Origin of the sequence: Chryseobacterium hilariae (genome assembly GCF_051400735.1) — a bacterium.
Taxonomy (GTDB): Bacteria; Bacteroidota; Bacteroidia; order Flavobacteriales; family Weeksellaceae; genus Chryseobacterium.
Genome location: NZ_JBLFFJ010000001.1, coordinates 1,401,372 through 1,419,084 on the forward strand (window position 1 = coordinate 1,401,372; position 17,713 = coordinate 1,419,084).

Genomic DNA, 17,713 nt, shown 5'->3' on the forward strand with positions numbered 1-17,713 from the left:
ATTTTTGGTTATTCTACCAAATTTTTATTCTGTCCTGAGGTGCTTTATACATTTTGTCCCCAGGTTTTATATCAAATGCTTTGTTGAATGCGTCCTGATTTACAAGTGGCCCGAATGCTCTGAACACTCCCGGAGAATGCGGATCGGTCTTCACCTGGTTAATCATATACTGATCGGTAGATTTTGTTCTCCATACGGTTGCCCAGCTCATGAAGAATCTCTGGTCCTGTGTAAATCCACTGATTTTTCCAGGATTTCCTTTGTCTTTCAGATACATCTGGAGGGCATCGTAAGCTACCGCTACTCCACCAAGGTCGCCAATGTTTTCACCGCTTGTAAATTTACCGTTTACAAAGCTTCCTTTTACCGGTTCGTAAGCGCTGTACTGAGCCGCCAGCTGTGCTACTTTCGCATCAAAATTCTTACGGTCTTCATCCGTCCACCAGTTGTTAAGATTTCCATCTCCGTCAAAACGTGAACCACTGTCATCAAATCCGTGAGATATCTCGTGTCCGATAACAGCTCCGATGCCTCCAAAATTTACGGCAGCATCAGCTTTAGGGTTATAGAAAGGAGGCTGAAGAATGGCAGCCGGGAAAACGATCTCATTGTTTGATCCGCTGTAATAAGCATTCACAGTTTGCGGAGACATTCCCCATTCTGTTTTATCAACCGGTTTTCCTACTTTATCAAGGCTTCTCTGATATTGCCATGCAGCTACATTCTGAAGATTGGAGTATAGTGTTGCTCCCTGTTTTGGAGATTCCACCTTTAACTGGGTATAATCTTTCCATTTGTCCGGATAAGCAATTTTCACAGTGAATTTAGAGAGTTTTTCCTGAGCTTTCACTTTAGTCGCCGGAGACATCCAGTCCATATCATTGATATGTGTTTTGAATGATTTTAAAATATAATCAATATACATCTCCATCTGGGCTTTTGCTTCAGGAGTAAAATATTTTTCAACATATAATTTTCCGAAAGCTTCCCCAAGAACCCCATTCACAAGACTAAGCCCTCTTTTGTCCATCGGACGCTGTTCTTTCTGGCCCTGAAGATATTTTGAATAAAAATCGAATCTTATCTGCTCAAGGTTATCATCAAGATTGCTGGCATTCCCGTTAATCAAGTGGTATTTCAGATAATCTTTTAACAGAGGGAGATTCTTTTCAGTCACAAACTGATCCATATTCTGGTAATATTTCAGCTCGCCGATAATTACTTTGTCGGTATTCACTCCTGCATCCTTCAGATATTTGGCAAGGTTGACATTTTTAACCAATCCTGAAAGTTCATTTACATTTTTAGGATTGTATCTCAGATTGGCATCTCTGTTCTGCTCCAGAGTCAACAGGTAGTTGGCCAGCTGCTTTTCAAATGTCACCACATTCTGCGCAGCCTCTGCGGAATTTTTATTTCCTAAAACTCCGAATAACTTCCCAACATAAGCCTGATATTCTGTTAAAGTTTTAGTATTGGCATCATTTACTTTCTGATAATAATCTCTTCCTAACCCAAGATCAGGGCCGCCAAGATATACAGCATTCATTTTAGAATTCTTCATATCTGCGCCTACTCTCCAGCCATAAAAGGAATTGTCGCCCAATTTTGTGGCTTCAAGAAGGTATTTCTGCAGGTCATTAAGATTTTTGATTGCCTCAATTTTTGCTAAATCTCCTTTGATTGGAGCCAGCCCATCAGCATTTCTTTTATTTACATCCATGAAAGATGCGTACAGATTCTGTATCTTCTGCCCTTCGGATCCTTCGGAATAAGTTTCGGATAGAATTTTGTTCAAAATATCCAGAGAAGCATCATCCACATTTTCCCTCAATGCATTGAAAGAACCCCAGCTCGCTTTATCGGAAGGGATCTGGGTAGTTTTCACCCAATTCCCATTTACATAGCTAAAAAAGTCATCCTGCGGGCGAACGCTTTTATCCATATAAGATAAATTGATTCCCTCATCTTTTATTTCTTCTTTCACAGGTTCTGCAACAGCAACCGTAGTTTCACTTTTGGTTTCTGTAACGGCAGTTTTAGCCGCACCGCATGAGTTTAAAAATACAATGCCGGAAAGGGCAAGTATTCCAATATTTAGCTTTTTCATTAAAGATAATTTTTGATTGTCTACAAACTTATCAAATATACAAACTTTAACAATAGGTGATTAATGATAATTGATAAATGTTGAAGAATTGACAGGTTGGCATGTGATTCGGGGATATGAGCCTTGGAGCTTGAGAATGGAAGGCTCTAAATACAATTGAGTATAAAACGAAATTCATCTGTGAAATCAGAACTATTTATTTTTCAATTCAATCCCGGAAATTCTCACCTCACAACTCGCATCTTGTACTTCGGAATCTTACTCCGCATCTTCTAAAAAACAAAAACCGCTCAACAATGAGCGGTTTGTTATTTTTACCAGATTTTGATTCTGTCTTCCGGAGTTTTGTATAATTTATCTCCTTTTTTCACATCAAATGCTTTATAGAAAGCATCAACGTTGATGAGTGGACCGAAGCTTCTGAAGTATCCCGGAGAGTGCGGGTCAGTTTTTACCTGGTTCACCATATATTTTTCACTGGATAAAGTTCTCCAAACGGTTGCCCAGCTCAGGAAGAATCTCTGATCCTGGCTGAATCCGCTGATCTTCCCTGGATTTCCTTTATCTTTTAAATACATCTGAAGGGCATCGTAAGCGATATTTACTCCTCCTAAGTCAGCGATATTTTCTCCGTTTGTGAAAGTACCGTTTACGAAAGTTCCTTTTACCGGCTCGTATTTGTCATACTGCGCAGCAAGAGCTTTTGTTGCTTTCTCGAAGTTCGCTTTATCTTCCGGGGTCCACCAGTCTACAAGGTTTCCGTCTGCATCAAACTGTGCACCTGAATCATCAAATCCATGGCTCATTTCGTGACCGATAACAGCACCGATACCTCCGAAATTTACGGCAGCATCAGCTTTAGGATTGAAGAATGGCGGCTGAAGAATTGCAGCAGGGAAAACAATCTCGTTGTTTACCGGGTTGTAATAAGCATTGACCGTTTGCGGCGTCATACCCCATTCTGCTTTGTCCACAGCTTTACCGATTTTTGCTAGATCTTTATTGTACTGCCATTCGGTAATATTCTGAAGGTTGCTGTATAGATTTCCACCTTTAGCTTCGGAAACGATATCTAATTTTGAGTAGTCTTTCCATTTATCAGGATAAGCAACTTTTACCGTAAACTTGTTCAGTTTGTTCATTGCTTTTTCCTTCGTTGTAGAAGACATCCACGCTAAATTGTTGATATGAACCGCAAAGCTTTTCTTTAAATAGTCGATCAATTCCACCATCTGTGCCTTTGCCTCAGCCGGGAAGTATTTTTCAACGTATAATTTTCCGAAGGCTTCACCAAGCGTACCATTGATCAACTCGAAGCCCCTCTTGTTCAATGCTCTCTGTTCCTGCTGGCCTCTCAGGTATTTACCATAGAAGTCAAATCTCATATTACCTAATTTTTCACTTAAGTAAGCTGAGCTTCCGTGAATCATGTGGAATTTTAAATAATCTTTGATCACAGGAAGGTTCTGAGCAGACACCAATTTATCAAATTCTTTGTAATATCCGATTTCTCCGATAATTACTTTATCTGTACTTACCCCAACGTTTTTAAGGTAAGCAGGAATATCAACTCCTTTTACCAATGTTGAAAGCTCAGCCATTGTTTTTGGGTTGTACTGCAGGGTATTGTCACGGCTCTGTTCGTTGGTAAGATAAGTTTTTGCAATACTTTTTTCGTAATCAACGATTCCTTTTGCCGCTACATCAGCATTTTTGTAGCCTAATTCTTGAAGCATGGAAGCTACATATTTCTGATATTCAGCAAGAGCTTCAGTATTTTTTTCGTTTACTTTCTGATAATAATCTCTTCCTAATCCCAGAGAAGCATTTCCTAAGTACACGGCATTCATTTTAGAATCTTTAAGATCTGCATCAACGCCCCATCCGTACAAAGTATTTTCTCCGTCTTTTGTTACAGAAATCAAATAGTTCTGAAGGTCAGTAAGATTTTTGATTGCGTCAATTTTATTCAGGTTAGCCTGAATAGGTTTGATTCCATCTGCATTCCTCTTCTCCATATTCATGTAAGTAGCATACAGATCCTGGATTTTCTTACCTTCGCTTCCATCTGCAAATTTATCTTTCAGAAGAGAGTTCAGAATAGTCATCGAGTTATTATCCGTATCTTCAGCCAGTTTGTTGAAACTTCCCCACGTCGGCTTATCAGACGGAATTTTGGCTGTTTTCATCCAAGTTCCGCTTACGTAGTTATAAAAATCATCCTGCGGGCGTACAGAAGTGTCCATAAGGCTAATATCCAAGCCTTTATCTGTGCTGTTAACTGCTGTTTTTACTGCTTTTGCCTGTCCGTTCACTGTATTAAGTGAGCAAACACCTGCCAGTAAAAACAAAGAAAGCGTTAGTTTTTTCATTATGATAGCAAATTTATAGTATATGTCTGTCTTTTTTATAATCTGTTACAATTCTTTTCAATAAAAAATTAACAATTATAAGTATTGATTATTTTATCCCCGAATAGTTAAAAAATTACTCAGAAATTAGCAAGCTCACCAGATCCTGGATGATCTTCTGGGAAACAAAATTCATGAAATCCGGTCTGTCCAGATGAGGCATGTACAGTTTTGAAGTGACTTCTTTTTCATTGATCCTTATGGTATAAAAAACGGTTCCCACTTCTTTGCCGTCCTCACCTTTACCCGGACCCGCAACACCTGTTGTGGAAAGGGAAATATCAGCACCAAATAATTTCTGGCAGCCTTTTGCCATTTCGCTGGCCACCTGCTCGCTTACCACTGTAAACTGGTCTACGGTCTCTTGAGAAACTTTTAAAATCTCTACTTTCTTTTCTGTAGCATAAGGTATAATTCCACCGATAAAATATTTTGAGCTTCCGGAATTCGAGGTGATCATTCTTGCCAGCTCACCTCCGGTACAGCTTTCCGCAGTGGAAATGGTCAGTTTTCTTTCTGTGAGGATCTCCGCCAGAATTTTCTCTATTTTATCTTCCGATACCGCAATGACATGATCCTTTACCAAAGGAAGTAGTTTCTGTATCTCGTCTTCTGCCTGCTGTTTCAGAGCCGCTTCATTTTCCCCTGAAGCAGTGAGTCTCAATTTTACACGCGTTCCTACCGGCAGATAAGACAATGCAAGGTTTTCAGGAAGGGCAAGCTCCCAATCTTCAATAGTATCTGCGAGAATACTTTCGGGGATTCCCACCACAGAAACTATCCTGGTATGGATATAGTAAAGATTGAATTTATCTTTTAAATAAGGAATAATCTGGTCCCTGATCAACGGTTTTACTTCATAAGGAACACCCGGAAGGCTGAAACATAATTTTCCGTCCTGCTCCATCATTATGCATGGCGCAGTTCCAAAGTGGTTTTGAAAAATAACGGATTTTGTAGGCACGAAAGCCTGTTCTCTGTTTCTTTCAAGGATATCCAGACGGCCACGCCTTTCCATATAATTTTTAAGATGGTTGAAAGTAACCTCATCCAAAGCAATTTCGTCATTGAAAAATTCCGCCAGTGCTTTTTTGGTTTTATCATCTCTTGTCGGCCCCAAACCACCCGTAGTGATGATCAGGTCTCCAAGTTCGAAAGCAGCATTTAAAGTATTTTTAATGGTATTGATCTCATCTGAAATGGTGAAGATCTGTGTAACCTGTATGCCTATATTTTTAAGCTCTGTGGCAATAAAATTAGAATTGGTATCAACGGTGTTTCCGGAAAGGATTTCATCACCGATAGTAATCAGAACAGCTTTTTCCATATATAAAATTCTTGAAAGAAATGTCCTGCAAATGACGTAAAAATCTACGGCTGCTACAACATAAAATCATTTTTTATATCTGTGGCTGATACTGTTTAAAACTATAATTATTTGCCGACGGCAAATTTGATGATGCTTCCAGCAGAATATGAGTTTGAGTGTCCGAGGGCTTTAGAGCTGAAAGCTGTAAATCTAAAAAATTAAATGATAGCCAAATATGTGGTTGCTGAGGCACTCGAAGCCACCAGCGGTAATATCTGATATTTTACATCTAAATCTTAACCCTTGATTCTTGAAGTCTATCATTCACATTTCACTTGCGAAGCAATATTCACAACTGACGTTTCCCATCTCAGTCTGGAATCTGATGTCTTATATCTGAAATCTTAATCACTGATTATGTTTTACCCAAATAAGCTCATCGGTGTTATATCCTATCTTTTTTGCTTTTTCGATGAAACGCAGTCTTATACTTTCAGGAATGGAAGTTGTTCTGGATAGGATCCACAAATATTTTACGCTACTTCCTGCTACCAAAGCGTATTGATAATCTTCATCAATATCAATCACATTATAGCCGGCCCAGATCGGTTTGAAGAATGAAACTTTAAGACGGGCTTCGGTTTTATCTTTTACAAACCGGGCTTCTCCAATGGATTCTTTCCATTCTTTTTTAACGTAATCATAGCCTTTATTGAGGACCTTGATGGAACCGTTTGGATTTTCGGAGTATTCGGCGGTGACATTGTCCATATTTTTCTCAAACCTGTAATCGAAACGGGCAATTTCATACCATCTTCCAAGATATTTTTTAGCATCAAAGTTATGGACGGCAACAGCTCCTTTTGCAATCCCGGGAGAACAGGAATTGTAAACAACCAGCCCCAGAATACCTAAGGTAACCGGAACCGCAATTTTCTGAAGAGTTTTCATAATTGAATATTTTGCGTGATTGCAATGAAACTTCAAAAATAATGCCTTTAAGCCGTAAGGAAAGATAATTCTAGGAAAAGACCTTCAGGAAATTATCTTTAAAACTGCCTGAAACCTCAATTTCCGTATCATCTGAAAGCATCACAGTTCCGCTTTTATGGTAAGATTTTACAAATCCTGCATTGATGATATGGGAACGGTGAACCCTTACAAAAGGATTTTCCAGAAGATCATCGAAATGTTTCAGAAAACGGCAGACCATTTTTTTTGAGCCATCGGTAAGGTAAACCTGTGTGAAATTCCCATCTGCCTGCAGCCTTAGAATATCTTCAGTTTTTACAACATCGAATCCATGAAGTGTCGGGAGAATGAGCTGCTGTTTTTCAGGCTTTAATTTTAGATTTTCGAGAAGTATCTTATTACGGTTGAGCTCTTCCTTCTTTTCAAGACTTTCCGCCACTTTATTCACCGCAACAATAAGTTCCTGGATATCAATTGGTTTTAAAATATAATAGCTTGCAGATTTATTAAGGGCCTGCAGTGAATATTGAGAGAATGCTGTAATGAAGATAGTTTCATAGGAAAATTCTTTGGTAGCTTCCAACACATCAAAGGCATTTCCAAAAGGCATTTCTACATCCAGAAAAATCAATTGCGGCTGTTTTTCAGCAATTAAGGGAACTGCCTCTTTAATGTTTTCCGCCTCACCCACAATTTCTATTTGCGGACAGTATTTCGTGATATAATTTCTGAGAACTTCTCTTGCAATGATCTCATCGTCTACGATTACGGATTGTATTTTCATTTATTAAGGGATTAGAGATTAGGTAGCAGATGATAGGGATTGTATGAATGAATAAAGATTTTATTGATATTTTTCGTTTTAATTTCAGGATGCGACAGGAAGCTTTAAAGCTTTATTAAATAATATTAATTTTTAAGGTAACCAAAACTCCACTGCTCTTTTCTTTGTCTTTTACAGAGCAGGTAATATCTTTTTTATAAAGATCATTCAGGAGCTGAATCCTTTCCAGTGTATTTTTCATTCCACGGCCTTCTCTTGCTTTCTGGTGCTGGGTTTTCTGCTTTTTACTTTCTTCAACACCTATTCCGTTGTCTTCAATCGTGATTTTTAAATGTTGTGCTTCTTTTTCAAAACTTAATTTCAAAAATCCTTTTGCATTTCTGTAGCGTAATCCATGCCAGACTGCATTTTCGAGGAAGGGTTGAATAAGCATTCCGGGAACTTTAAGGCTTTGCATATTCAGACTTTCGTCTACGATAATTTCATAATCGAATTTATCGGCAAAACGTGTTTTTTCGAGGGCAAGATAATTCTGAAGCAGATCCAGTTCCTGCTGAAAAGGAATGAAATCTTCTGTGGAATTTTCCATGACACCGCGCATCAGTTTTGAAAATTTTGTCAGATACTGATTGGCTTCCAATTCGTTATTTGTCGCAATAAAATGATTGACGCTGTTTAAGCTGTTAAAGATAAAATGCGGATTCATTTCACGACGTAATGACTGGAGGGCTATCTTTTTATTTTTGATCTGAACTTTTTTCAGCATTCTGAAAATAAAGATAACAAGTCCGGTTAACAGGGCCAGAACTCCGATCAGGCTGTAATTAAAAACATTTTTTCTGCGGATAAGCTGGTCTTTCAGCTCTTTTTCCTTTTCAAGCTGTGAAATCTTCTGCTCGGTATCTTCCAGTATTTTATTATCGACCAGGCTTCTGTCTTTGGAAACGAGGTCGGGAAGTTTCCCAAGAAAATCCCTGTAAAGAGAAACCGAAGCATCAATATTTCCTGCCATATTATAGAGGCTGTCCAGTCTTTTTACACTTTTCTGGGCTTCAAGCGTATGTCCTTTTTCAAGGGCAATTCCATAAGCATTTTTTAATAAGGTAACGGCTTCTTCGGGGTCATTTTTTTTAATATAAATATCAGCCAGCTCCTGGATCTGGTTGACTTTTTCCTGTGAGTTTTCTTTTACAAAATCTTCTTTCAGAACTTTCTTTTTGGCTTCAATGGCTTTTTCGAAATTTCTGTTTTCAACGTAAAAATCAGTGAGTTTCTGATTGATCTCCAATGCCTGCTGAGGAGCTTCTTTTTTAGAGAGAACATAAGCATTGTTCAGGTTTTCTTCTGCTCTGGGAATATCTTTCTGCTGTATATTGACATCTGCCATCTGGCTGTAGCTTGCTGCCAGATCGCCTTTATCTTTTGTTTTGAGACCTATATTGATATTCTCCTGAATGGCTTCTGCTTTCTGTTCGGGCGTGGGAGAAGAAAGTCTTGCCACGTCATTGGCATTGACAGCCCTGCTTTTTTCAGTATAGCTCATCTCGGCTGCCATGCTGTAATTGCTGATGGCCGGAGTTATTTTGTTCTGCTTTTCCTGTGACTGGGCAATTTTCCGGGTGACAGATTCCAGATTCTTCTTATCGTTAAGATTTTTGTAAATAGCTCTGGCTTTGACTAAAAACTCTTCGCTTTTAGCATAATTCCCCTGATTGTAGTAATTATTTGCAATTCCTACATAGGTATCGGCAACGCCTTTGTTATCGTTGTTGTCTACCGCTTTTTTGAGACTGACTGCAGATTTGTAGGCTTGGGTAACCCGCGTGGAATCCTGTGCCATACAGAAATTTCCTGCAGCAAGAATGAAGATAAACAGTATTTTAAAAACTAATTTCACAGATTTCAGATCTTGAGTGCAAAGTAAGTAAAACTTTAGGTATCCTTTCCTATTCTTTACCAAGTCAAAACTTCATTTCACCAAGTTCGCTGATCAAAAAATCAGACGTTCAATTTTCAAACTTTAGACTTCAGCACCAGATTACAATACCGTTTCTTATTATAAGATAGCGACTACAGATTTTTAAGCTTACTATTTTTAATAATTTAAAAGATGCGTAATGGTTTAAATACATTTCAAGAAAGCCTTAAGGGCAGTCACTACACAAATCGTCTTTTTTGTGGTCACCCACCAAGTGAAAACCTTATTTCACCAAGTCTCTTCATTTCCGGTTTCAGATCGCAGTAATTTTACTTCAGAATTTAAAACAAGAAATTATGAAATTGAGACATTTTTTATTGATCGGAATCTTTACCCTGGGAAGTTTTGCAAATGCACAGGAAGTAAAGAAAAATGCAATTGAAGTAACAGGTATTGCAGAAATGGAAGTAGAACCGGATGAGATCATCTTCAGCATCGGCATCAAAGCGGATAACAAAAACGATCTTGCAGACAACGAAAAGAAGCTGATTGAAACATTAAAGAATTCCGGAGTGAAGAACGAGGACATCAAATTTAAATCGATGTACCAGAATGTATATGCTAAAAATGGAAAATTCACAAAAAATTACCAGTTCAAAGCCAATGCAAAAGCAAATATCAGTAAAATATTCGAAGACCTGAACCAGAAATGGGTAAGCAGCCTGAACGTTGCGGAAGTAAAGAACACTAAAATTGCTGATTTTAAGAAAACTGTTAAAATCAATGCTCTAAAAGCAGCAAAAGAAAAAGCAGATTATCTTTTGGAAAGCATGGGTAAAAAAACCGGAGCTCCTATTGAGATCATCGAAGTTGAAGATTATACCAGCGATACGGTTCTTCCTGTAGCTTATAAAAGCAGTATCAGAAATATACAGCTTGAAGCAGCAGATGCCGTAACCGATTTTTCTTTTGACAATATTGAAAATATCAAGCTGAAATACAGCATCAAAACGAGATACGAAATTCTTTAAAATTACAGATTTAAGAGACAGCCCGGAAGGGCTGTTTTTTGTTTTTAAACCAGCTTTATAAGTTCACCAAGTGAAACCTCAGTTTCACCAAGTCTCCCGGTTTTCAGACTTAAATACAGATAATTTTACTTAAGGAATTAAACGATAAGCCATGAAAAGCTATTTCTTATCTAACTATTTCTTTGAAACAAAAAACATAGACAGGTAAGACAAGATCATTTTCTCTTATGATGTTAAATATCCGAAAGAAATGCAGATTCAATATTACAGCAAATAACCAATAAAAAATAGAATTATGACAACTTTAAAAATCTTAGCAATGGCAGCTGTTACGGCTTTTTCAAGCTCCGGCAGTTTTTCAGACATCCGCTGTTCAAACAGCAACACATCAGGCAGAGAAGCATTTGTACAAAATGCTTCGGTAGTACAGCCTTCGGTAATATCAAGGGATAATAAAATCCAGGTTGCCATTCTGCTGGATACCTCTAACAGTATGGACGGGCTGATTGACCAGGCCAAATCAAGACTTTGGAATATTGTGAATACATTAACCACCCTGAAGTATAACGGGCAGGCTCCCCAGATAGAAATTGCCCTTTATGAATATGGAAATGACGGGATCCGCGATGAAAATTATATCCGCCAGGTTACTCCTCTTACGCAGGATCTGGATCTGGTCTCTGAGAAATTATTTGCACTACGAACTAATGGGGGAAGTGAATATTGCGGTGCCGTGATCCGCGATGCCTCGATGAATCTGAACTGGGATGGCAACGAAAAAAGCATGAAACTGATCTATATCGCCGGCAATGAGCCGTTTGATCAGGGAAAAGTGAATTATAATGAAGTTATTTCCAAAGCTAAAAGCAAAAACATTTATACCAATACTATTTTCTGCGGAAACAGAGAAGAAGGAATGCAAACCTTCTGGCAGAAGGGAGCAGTTGTGGGCGGAGGCAAGTATTTCAATATCGACAGCGACAAAAAGGTGATTTATATTAAAACGCCTTATGATCTGAAAATCTCAGAATGCAATACAAAACTGAATGACACCTACATTTATTATGGAAGTCACGGCTCCGAATATAAGCTTAAGCAGGTTGCTCAGGATAGAAATGCAGAAGTCCAGTCGGCTTCCAATTATGTGGAAAGAACGGTAGCCAAGTCTAAAAAGAATGCTTATAAAAACGACCATTGGGACCTGGTAGACAAAGCTGAAAATGATGCAGGGTTTATCGCTGCAGTGAAAGATGATGCCCTGCCCGCCGAACTGAAAGGCAAAAGTAAGGAAGAGATTAAAAAAGTTGTAGCGGTAAAATCTGCAGAACGCGGGAAGATCCAGAAGGAGATTGAAGAGCTTTCCAGGAAACGTCAGGAATATATTGATGCCGAAATGAGAAAACGGGGCAATGCAGATACTGATGACCTTGGAAAAGCAATTGAAAGTTCTGTTTTAGAATTAGCAAAAAAAATTGGCTATAGTATATAATATTAGAAAACCGCTTCAGATTGAAGCGGTTTTTTATTGCATAACATACATACTATTTTACCTGATGGATGGTAAATAATGAGGATGTTCCGGATAACAGATCTATTGATGACATTGAAGTTTTGGCTCCAAAGTATACCTGATCGCCAGCTTTAAGCGCCACCATGTTTTGTGTGCTTCTTGTGGCAGGAGATACGGGAATACCTAAAACACTTGTATTAACATAGGTCTCCTCAGCAACTAATTCAGGTGTATTCGTACCTTTTTGAACAAAAATCCCAATCCCTAGTTCACCAGCAGAAACCATTGAAGATATTTTATACTGAACATACAACTGATAGATTCCATCTTTAGGAGCAGTAAATGTATTATTTGTTATATCAAAATCATTATTTTCATCAATAACTTCTTTGTCAAACAAGATTTTACCCCATCCGGTTGCTCCGGAAACAGACACCAAAATGACACTGTTCATTCCTGTTCCGGTAACATACGATTTCGGGTTTGAGCTAAACAGCTGATCCTTAGAAATACTCTGAACATATCCATCATTATTACGAATCAATACGAAATCTGTACAAGATTCTCCCAAACATTTTTCTGTAATACGTACACGTAAGTCTCCGTTAATATCCAGCATAGCTTCCGGATCCGCTGTATTAATGCCAACCTGGCTAAAGCATTTGATTCCCACTAAAAAGAATAGTAGCACCGAGATAATTTTTTTATTTTTCATGATTTTGTTGGTTTTGAATTCTTAATAAATTTAATTCTTAAAAATCAATAAATTATCACAATTATCACAAAAATAATTATTTATTAACAAAAGTTAAAGCATTAATTAACTTGCGTTAACAAATTAACATTAAACATCCAATTTTATTATATTTCACCATTTAAAAATTGGAATAATATTTTTAATTTAGTTAGATAAAAACACTTTTTATGAAATCAAATGAATACATCAAAAATTATTTTGAACAGAACAATTTTTTAAACGAAACAGATCAGGAAAAATTATTGGGGATGGTTCAAATAGTGACCTATCCTATCAATAAAATTATTCTGCACCGGGGAGAACAGATCAGCCAGGTCGGAATTGTAATAAAAGGCTTAATACGGGTTTATGATAAAAACAATAAAACAGTCTGGCTGGTTTCTGAAAATAACGTTTATGGTTCTATGGAGATTTTAGCTCTCCAGCGTCCTTCTTCTCTTACTTATGAAGCATTAGAAGAGACTACAATGTTTTTACTGAATTATGATGATCTGGAAAATTCTATAAAAGACCATCCCAATATTGCAACCTTACTTTTAATGTATTGGAAAAGTACTGCTATGAATATTTATGGCAATCTATATTCTTTCCTGCACTTAACACCCGAAGAAAGATATCTTCAACTGCTTCAGCAAAATTCTAAATTAATCTTAAGGGTGAAATCTAAAGACCTCGCCACCTATTTAGGCATGCATCCCGTATCATTAAGCAGGTTGAAAAAACGTTATTTCAATTCAAAATAAATGCTTAAAATATTTGATGCTGTTTACCTTCCAAACTTAAAATACCTTGACAGCGGGTGTTTTTTATTTTCCATATACCGGGAAGCCATTTCCATCCCAGTTACAGAAAAAGTAATTCCATTTCCTCCGAAGCCCAGCACAAAATAAGAATTCTTAAATTTTTTATGCTCTCCAATATATGGCAAACCGTCTTTGGTTTCTCCAAAGGTTCCGGCCCATACAAAATCTGTATAAAAGTGATAATCCGGTTTTATCTTTTTAAGGTTTTTCAGAATCTCTTTTTCCTTTTTATCCAGAAGAACATCTCGTTTTTCAGCACTGTAAAAATCTTCATCACCGCCCCCGATCAGAAGCCTGCCATCGGCCGTTGCCCGCATGTAGATATAAGGATTATCCGTATTCCAGATCAGGGTGTTACTTATATTCTTGAATTTCTCGCCATCAATTTCTGAAACAATGGCATAAGTGCTTTTTAAATCAACAAAATTTTCCTTCAGGAGGTTTTTGCTCTCATAACCAATACAGTAGATTACTTTTTTAGCTTTGATCTGAAAACCGCTATCTACCGTTACGAGATTAAAGCCTTTATGATATTCCACCTTTTTCATTTCAGTCTTATCAAATATTTTTAAGCCCTTTTTTATATTATGTTTAAATAATTCATGAGCAAATTTAAAGGCATCAATACTGGCTCCTTGTCTGGACAGAATTCCTCCGTACGTATTTTCAAGTTCAAACTGCTCTACAACTTGATCTGCTTCCAGCCATTTTACATTGAATCCCGCATTTTTTCTTGCCATATATTCTTCTTTCAGCCACTTGACATCTTTCTTTTTTGAAGCAAAATACAGAGATTTCTTCCGCTTAAAACCTGCATCAGACCTGATCTGTTTTGAAAGTATTTCGAGAGTATCTATTGCATCAGAACAGGCTTTGTAGCTCTCTACAGCGCCTTTCTTCCCAATGAGTTTCTCCAGCTCAAAAAGAGGAACATCTATCTCATACTGCAGCATAGAAGTAGTGGCTGAAGTACTTCCGTTACAGAGTTCACGTTTATCAATCAGGATCGTTTTATAGCCGTCTTTAATCATTTGATGGGCAATAAGACTTCCTGTAATGCCACCTCCTATAATTAATACATCACATTCTTCATTTGATTTCAGAGACGGATAAGAAGCTGTTAGTCCGTTTTTTAAAAGCCAGAAAGGTTCATTTGATTTTAGATCCATAATTGAATATTACATTTAAAACAATAACATTTATAAGTATTTTAACGATTTTTTATCAATTTGTGGTGCAATTATTGTACCCAGTTTTAAATCCAACCACTTAAAATAATTAGTATGATAACGATTATTCCAGAAGCTCCGGAAAATGTTGCAGCATTCAGTGCGACCGGAGATGTGACAAAAGAAGATTTTGAAAACCTTGTCATTCCTCATGTAAAAGAAAAGGTAGAACAGTTTGGCGAGCTGAATTACTTATTGTATTTGGATACTGATCTGGATAATTTTACCATGGGCGCATGGCTTGAAGACGCATTTTTAGGATTAAAAAATCTTACAAAATGGAACCGTACAGCTATTGTTACAGACAAAGAAGGGGTTCAGAACTTCACAGATATTTTCAGTGTTCTGATGCCGGGAGAGTTTAAATCCTTTCCTAAAGAAAACTTATATAATGCACTTTACTGGTGTAAGAACGGTAATGAAGTAGAAGTTTAGTATTATTTGATAAAAAAAGAGGCTTTGTTCGTAAACAAAGCCTCTTTTTATGTATACATTTGATTATAAATCTTTAAGCTCTTTAATCTACAAACTTTTTAATGCAAAATCAGAAATTGATTTGATAAAAACTTAATCTCAGTTTACATTTATTTATCACAAGGCAAACATTCTATAGCTGCATCATCATTGTCAGGAGTTTCTTTTCCGTACAGATATCTGTATCTCAAACTTATTGCCAGACCAATGAATGTCATTCCTACTCCTACTAACGAAGGATATTTGAAGGAAAACCCATATTCCAAAGGAATTCCGCCCAGAAATGCTCCCATCGCATTGGCAATATTAAATGCAGCCTGCATAAATGCTGCAGCCATCATTTCACTCTTTGGAGCGGCTTTCATCATCATGATATTAATAGGTGCGGCTACGGACATCGACAGTGCTCCGCAGATAAATGTCAGTATGAGTGCCATATTCTGGTTATCTGCAAAGAAAAATACTCCTGCCAGAGAAATCATCATCAGACAGATCAATAATGCACATGTTTTTTCGGGCCCCAGCCTGTCAGAAATAAATCCTCCGGCAAGGTTTCCAACAACCATTCCAGCACCGGCAAGGATCATTACATAAGCCATATGATTGCTTTGGATTCCGGCAACTATTGTCATTAAAGGAGTAATATAGCTGAGCCAAGTGAAAAGTCCTCCAAAACCAATCGCTGTAATTCCTAAAACCAGCCAGGACTGCTTATTTTTAAGAAATTTCAATTCCTCCATGAAGTGTGTATTCTGGTTGGATTCTATGGCAGGAAGCCATAATTTCAAAAACAATATGGCAAAAAGACCGATCAATGCTACAATTGCAAAGTAGAGTTTCCAGTGGTAAGCATGTCCGATATAAGTGACCAGTGGAACCATGACCAGATTCGCTATCGTAAGCCCCGTAAACATTAAGGATATATAAAATGCCTCTTTCCCTTTTCCAGCCATACGTGATGCTACTACCGTTCCTACTCCGAAGAATGCACCGTGAGGAAGTCCGGACATGAATCTGATAATCAGCATGCTCGTATAATCAGGAGCTACCGCAGAAAGCCCGTTAAATAATGTAAAAAGGATCATTAAAACCATTAACACTTTTTTAGGCGGAAATTTCACGGAATACCCGATCAGGATCGGAGCTCCGATCACTACTCCCATTGCATAGGCCGAGATAAGGTGTCCCGCTTCAGGAATAGTAATTTTTAAGGTGTTCGCAATATCAGGAAGCAGTCCCATTACGGTAAATTCCGTAGTTCCTATTCCAAGACCGCCTATGGCCAGCGGTATTATTCTTTTATCAATCTTCATTGTCAGTAAACTTCTTTTTCGAATTAATTTTTAAGTGATTTTTTCTGAAAAATAAAAACAGCATCCATCTTTACTTTGAAAGTGCAAAATTCGAGAGAAATATCGGTTTTTACTTCTCCTGAAATGATAAAAATTTGCTCCATATTAACCTTTTTATGTAATTTTAAAATCAGAATCAATCAAATGAGAACAAGATGAAAATCCAGAAAGAAGTCATAGAGTTTGAAAACGGAAAATCTTTCAAGCTTTTTTCACCGTCTTTAAAGAACTGTTTTTTCTGGCATCATCATCCGGAAATAGAGCTCGTTTATGTAGAAGCCATCAACGGAATCCGCCATGTAGGACGGGATATTTCTGTTTTTACAGAAAGTGATCTGCTTCTGATAGGGTCCAATGTGCCTCATCTTAATTTTGATTATGGCATCCAGACGGAATGCAGGCAGCTGGTGCTTCAGATGCGGGAGAATTTCCTTCAGGATATTGTTGTTCCCGTGCCTGAGTTTGAAAATATTAAAAAGCTCCTGGAAAAATCTTATTTAGGACTTTCATTTTCCGGCGGAACAAAAAAACAGGTTGTAGAAAAACTTCATGAGATGAAGGATAAAAACTCTTTTGATTCTCTGATAGGACTAATTGAAATTCTCCAAATCCTCGCTGCATCAGATGAAGTAAGAGAACTGAATAAGGAAGACACCAGAATCAAATGGTTCCTGAATGACAAAATAAGAATGGGGACCATCTACGACTATATTCACGAAAATTATGATAAAAAACCTAATGTCAACGAAATAGCAAGGATTGTAAGCCTTAGTACGCCTGCCTTCTGCCGTTATTTTAAAAAGCAGACGAATATGACGTTCACAGATTTTGTTAATAATTACAGGATCAATCAGGCTAAGATATTTCTGCTTAAAGATTATTCTGTGACTGAGGTTTGCTTTCAGGTAGGCTTTGAGAGTCTGTCGTATTTTAATAAGCTGTTCAAGCAGCATACAGGTGAAACACCGTCAGAATTCAGGAAAAAGCATTTGAAAAATATTGAGGTGAGAAGCTAGGCTTCTTGTTTATGAATGTTTTGAATATTTAACCATG

14 protein-coding genes are annotated in these 17,713 nt (G+C 37.5%); 5 read left to right on the forward strand and 9 right to left on the reverse strand.

Annotated elements, in window-relative coordinates:
• Positions 1–13: 13 nt before the first annotated feature.
• From ACMGDK_RS06420 to ACMGDK_RS06445, 6 genes are all read right to left on the reverse strand, one after another.
• Positions 14–2,110: a M13 family metallopeptidase gene (locus ACMGDK_RS06420; RefSeq protein ID WP_436807171.1), complete on the reverse strand. Its 2,097-nt coding sequence runs from the start codon at positions 2,108–2,110 to the stop codon at positions 14–16.
• A 314-nt stretch (positions 2,111–2,424) separates the two neighbouring features.
• Positions 2,425–4,482, reverse strand: coding sequence for a M13 family metallopeptidase (locus ACMGDK_RS06425; RefSeq protein ID WP_436807172.1), 2,058 nt, complete (start codon positions 4,480–4,482; stop codon positions 2,425–2,427).
• Positions 4,483–4,597: 115 nt separating this feature from the next.
• Entirely contained in the window at positions 4,598–5,848 is a 1,251-nt protein-coding gene (locus ACMGDK_RS06430) for a CinA family nicotinamide mononucleotide deamidase-related protein (RefSeq protein WP_436807173.1), read from the reverse strand.
• Between the two features lie 390 nt (positions 5,849–6,238).
• The gene (locus tag ACMGDK_RS06435; protein WP_436807174.1) at positions 6,239–6,781 is read right to left on the reverse strand and encodes a lipocalin family protein; all 543 of its coding nucleotides are present in this window, start codon (positions 6,779–6,781) and stop codon (positions 6,239–6,241) included.
• Between the two features lie 70 nt (positions 6,782–6,851).
• On the reverse strand, positions 6,852–7,586 hold the full coding sequence (locus ACMGDK_RS06440; protein WP_436807175.1) for a LytR/AlgR family response regulator transcription factor: 735 nt from the start codon (positions 7,584–7,586) through the stop codon (positions 6,852–6,854).
• Positions 7,587–7,701: 115 nt separating this feature from the next.
• Positions 7,702–9,483 carry a histidine kinase gene (locus ACMGDK_RS06445; RefSeq protein WP_436807176.1) on the reverse strand — a complete coding sequence of 594 codons (1,782 nt, stop codon included), beginning with the start codon at positions 9,481–9,483 and terminating at the stop codon, positions 7,702–7,704.
• A 377-nt stretch (positions 9,484–9,860) separates the two neighbouring features.
• Between ACMGDK_RS06445 and ACMGDK_RS06450 the strand changes: the two genes are divergently transcribed.
• Positions 9,861–10,535 carry an SIMPL domain-containing protein gene (locus ACMGDK_RS06450; protein ID WP_436807177.1) on the forward strand — a complete coding sequence of 225 codons (675 nt, stop codon included), beginning with the start codon at positions 9,861–9,863 and terminating at the stop codon, positions 10,533–10,535.
• 295 nt (positions 10,536–10,830) lie between these two features.
• Positions 10,831–12,024 carry a vWA domain-containing protein gene (locus tag ACMGDK_RS06455; RefSeq protein WP_436807178.1) on the forward strand — a complete coding sequence of 398 codons (1,194 nt, stop codon included), beginning with the start codon at positions 10,831–10,833 and terminating at the stop codon, positions 12,022–12,024.
• A 52-nt stretch (positions 12,025–12,076) separates the two neighbouring features.
• Here the strand turns inward: ACMGDK_RS06455 and ACMGDK_RS06460 are convergent, their stop codons facing one another.
• Entirely contained in the window at positions 12,077–12,760 is a 684-nt protein-coding gene (locus ACMGDK_RS06460) for a C1q-like domain-containing protein (RefSeq protein ID WP_436807179.1), read from the reverse strand.
• Between the two features lie 209 nt (positions 12,761–12,969).
• On the opposite strand from ACMGDK_RS06460, the gene ACMGDK_RS06465 reads away from it, so the two are divergent.
• Complete coding sequence (locus ACMGDK_RS06465; protein ID WP_436807180.1) at positions 12,970–13,545, forward strand: Crp/Fnr family transcriptional regulator; 576 nt, start codon at positions 12,970–12,972, stop codon at positions 13,543–13,545.
• 23 nt (positions 13,546–13,568) lie between these two features.
• Here ACMGDK_RS06465 and ACMGDK_RS06470 read toward each other — a convergent pair whose 3' ends face one another.
• Entirely contained in the window at positions 13,569–14,774 is a 1,206-nt protein-coding gene (locus tag ACMGDK_RS06470) for an NAD(P)/FAD-dependent oxidoreductase (RefSeq protein ID WP_436807181.1), read from the reverse strand.
• A 114-nt stretch (positions 14,775–14,888) separates the two neighbouring features.
• Between ACMGDK_RS06470 and ACMGDK_RS06475 the strand changes: the two genes are divergently transcribed.
• Positions 14,889–15,269, forward strand: coding sequence for a SpoIIAA family protein (locus tag ACMGDK_RS06475; RefSeq protein WP_436807182.1), 381 nt, complete (start codon positions 14,889–14,891; stop codon positions 15,267–15,269).
• A gap of 149 nt (positions 15,270–15,418) precedes the next feature.
• Here the strand turns inward: ACMGDK_RS06475 and ACMGDK_RS06480 are convergent, their stop codons facing one another.
• Positions 15,419–16,621 carry an MFS transporter gene (locus tag ACMGDK_RS06480; protein WP_436807183.1) on the reverse strand — a complete coding sequence of 401 codons (1,203 nt, stop codon included), beginning with the start codon at positions 16,619–16,621 and terminating at the stop codon, positions 15,419–15,421.
• 194 nt (positions 16,622–16,815) lie between these two features.
• Here ACMGDK_RS06480 and ACMGDK_RS06485 point away from each other — a divergent pair, with 194 nt between their 5' ends.
• The gene (locus tag ACMGDK_RS06485) at positions 16,816–17,676 is read left to right on the forward strand and encodes an AraC family transcriptional regulator (RefSeq protein ID WP_436807184.1); all 861 of its coding nucleotides are present in this window, start codon (positions 16,816–16,818) and stop codon (positions 17,674–17,676) included.
• Positions 17,677–17,713 lie beyond the last annotated feature (37 nt).

Coding starts and splice junctions, on each gene's coding strand:
- ACMGDK_RS06475 (WP_436807182.1), top strand. CDS start 14,889: ATGATAACGATTATTCCAGAAGCTCCGGAAAATGTTGCAGCATTCAGT.
- ACMGDK_RS06455 (WP_436807178.1), top strand. CDS start 10,831: ATGACAACTTTAAAAATCTTAGCAATGGCAGCTGTTACGGCTTTTTCA.
- ACMGDK_RS06420 (WP_436807171.1), bottom strand. CDS start 2,110: ATGAAAAAGCTAAATATTGGAATACTTGCCCTTTCCGGCATTGTATTT.
- ACMGDK_RS06465 (WP_436807180.1), top strand. CDS start 12,970: ATGAAATCAAATGAATACATCAAAAATTATTTTGAACAGAACAATTTT.
- ACMGDK_RS06480 (WP_436807183.1), bottom strand. CDS start 16,621: ATGAAGATTGATAAAAGAATAATACCGCTGGCCATAGGCGGTCTTGGA.
- ACMGDK_RS06460 (WP_436807179.1), bottom strand. CDS start 12,760: ATGAAAAATAAAAAAATTATCTCGGTGCTACTATTCTTTTTAGTGGGA.
- ACMGDK_RS06485 (WP_436807184.1), top strand. CDS start 16,816: ATGAAAATCCAGAAAGAAGTCATAGAGTTTGAAAACGGAAAATCTTTC.
- ACMGDK_RS06430 (WP_436807173.1), bottom strand. CDS start 5,848: ATGGAAAAAGCTGTTCTGATTACTATCGGTGATGAAATCCTTTCCGGA.
- ACMGDK_RS06450 (WP_436807177.1), top strand. CDS start 9,861: ATGAAATTGAGACATTTTTTATTGATCGGAATCTTTACCCTGGGAAGT.
- ACMGDK_RS06440 (WP_436807175.1), bottom strand. CDS start 7,586: ATGAAAATACAATCCGTAATCGTAGACGATGAGATCATTGCAAGAGAA.
- ACMGDK_RS06425 (WP_436807172.1), bottom strand. CDS start 4,482: ATGAAAAAACTAACGCTTTCTTTGTTTTTACTGGCAGGTGTTTGCTCA.
- ACMGDK_RS06435 (WP_436807174.1), bottom strand. CDS start 6,781: ATGAAAACTCTTCAGAAAATTGCGGTTCCGGTTACCTTAGGTATTCTG.
- ACMGDK_RS06470 (WP_436807181.1), bottom strand. CDS start 14,774: ATGGATCTAAAATCAAATGAACCTTTCTGGCTTTTAAAAAACGGACTA.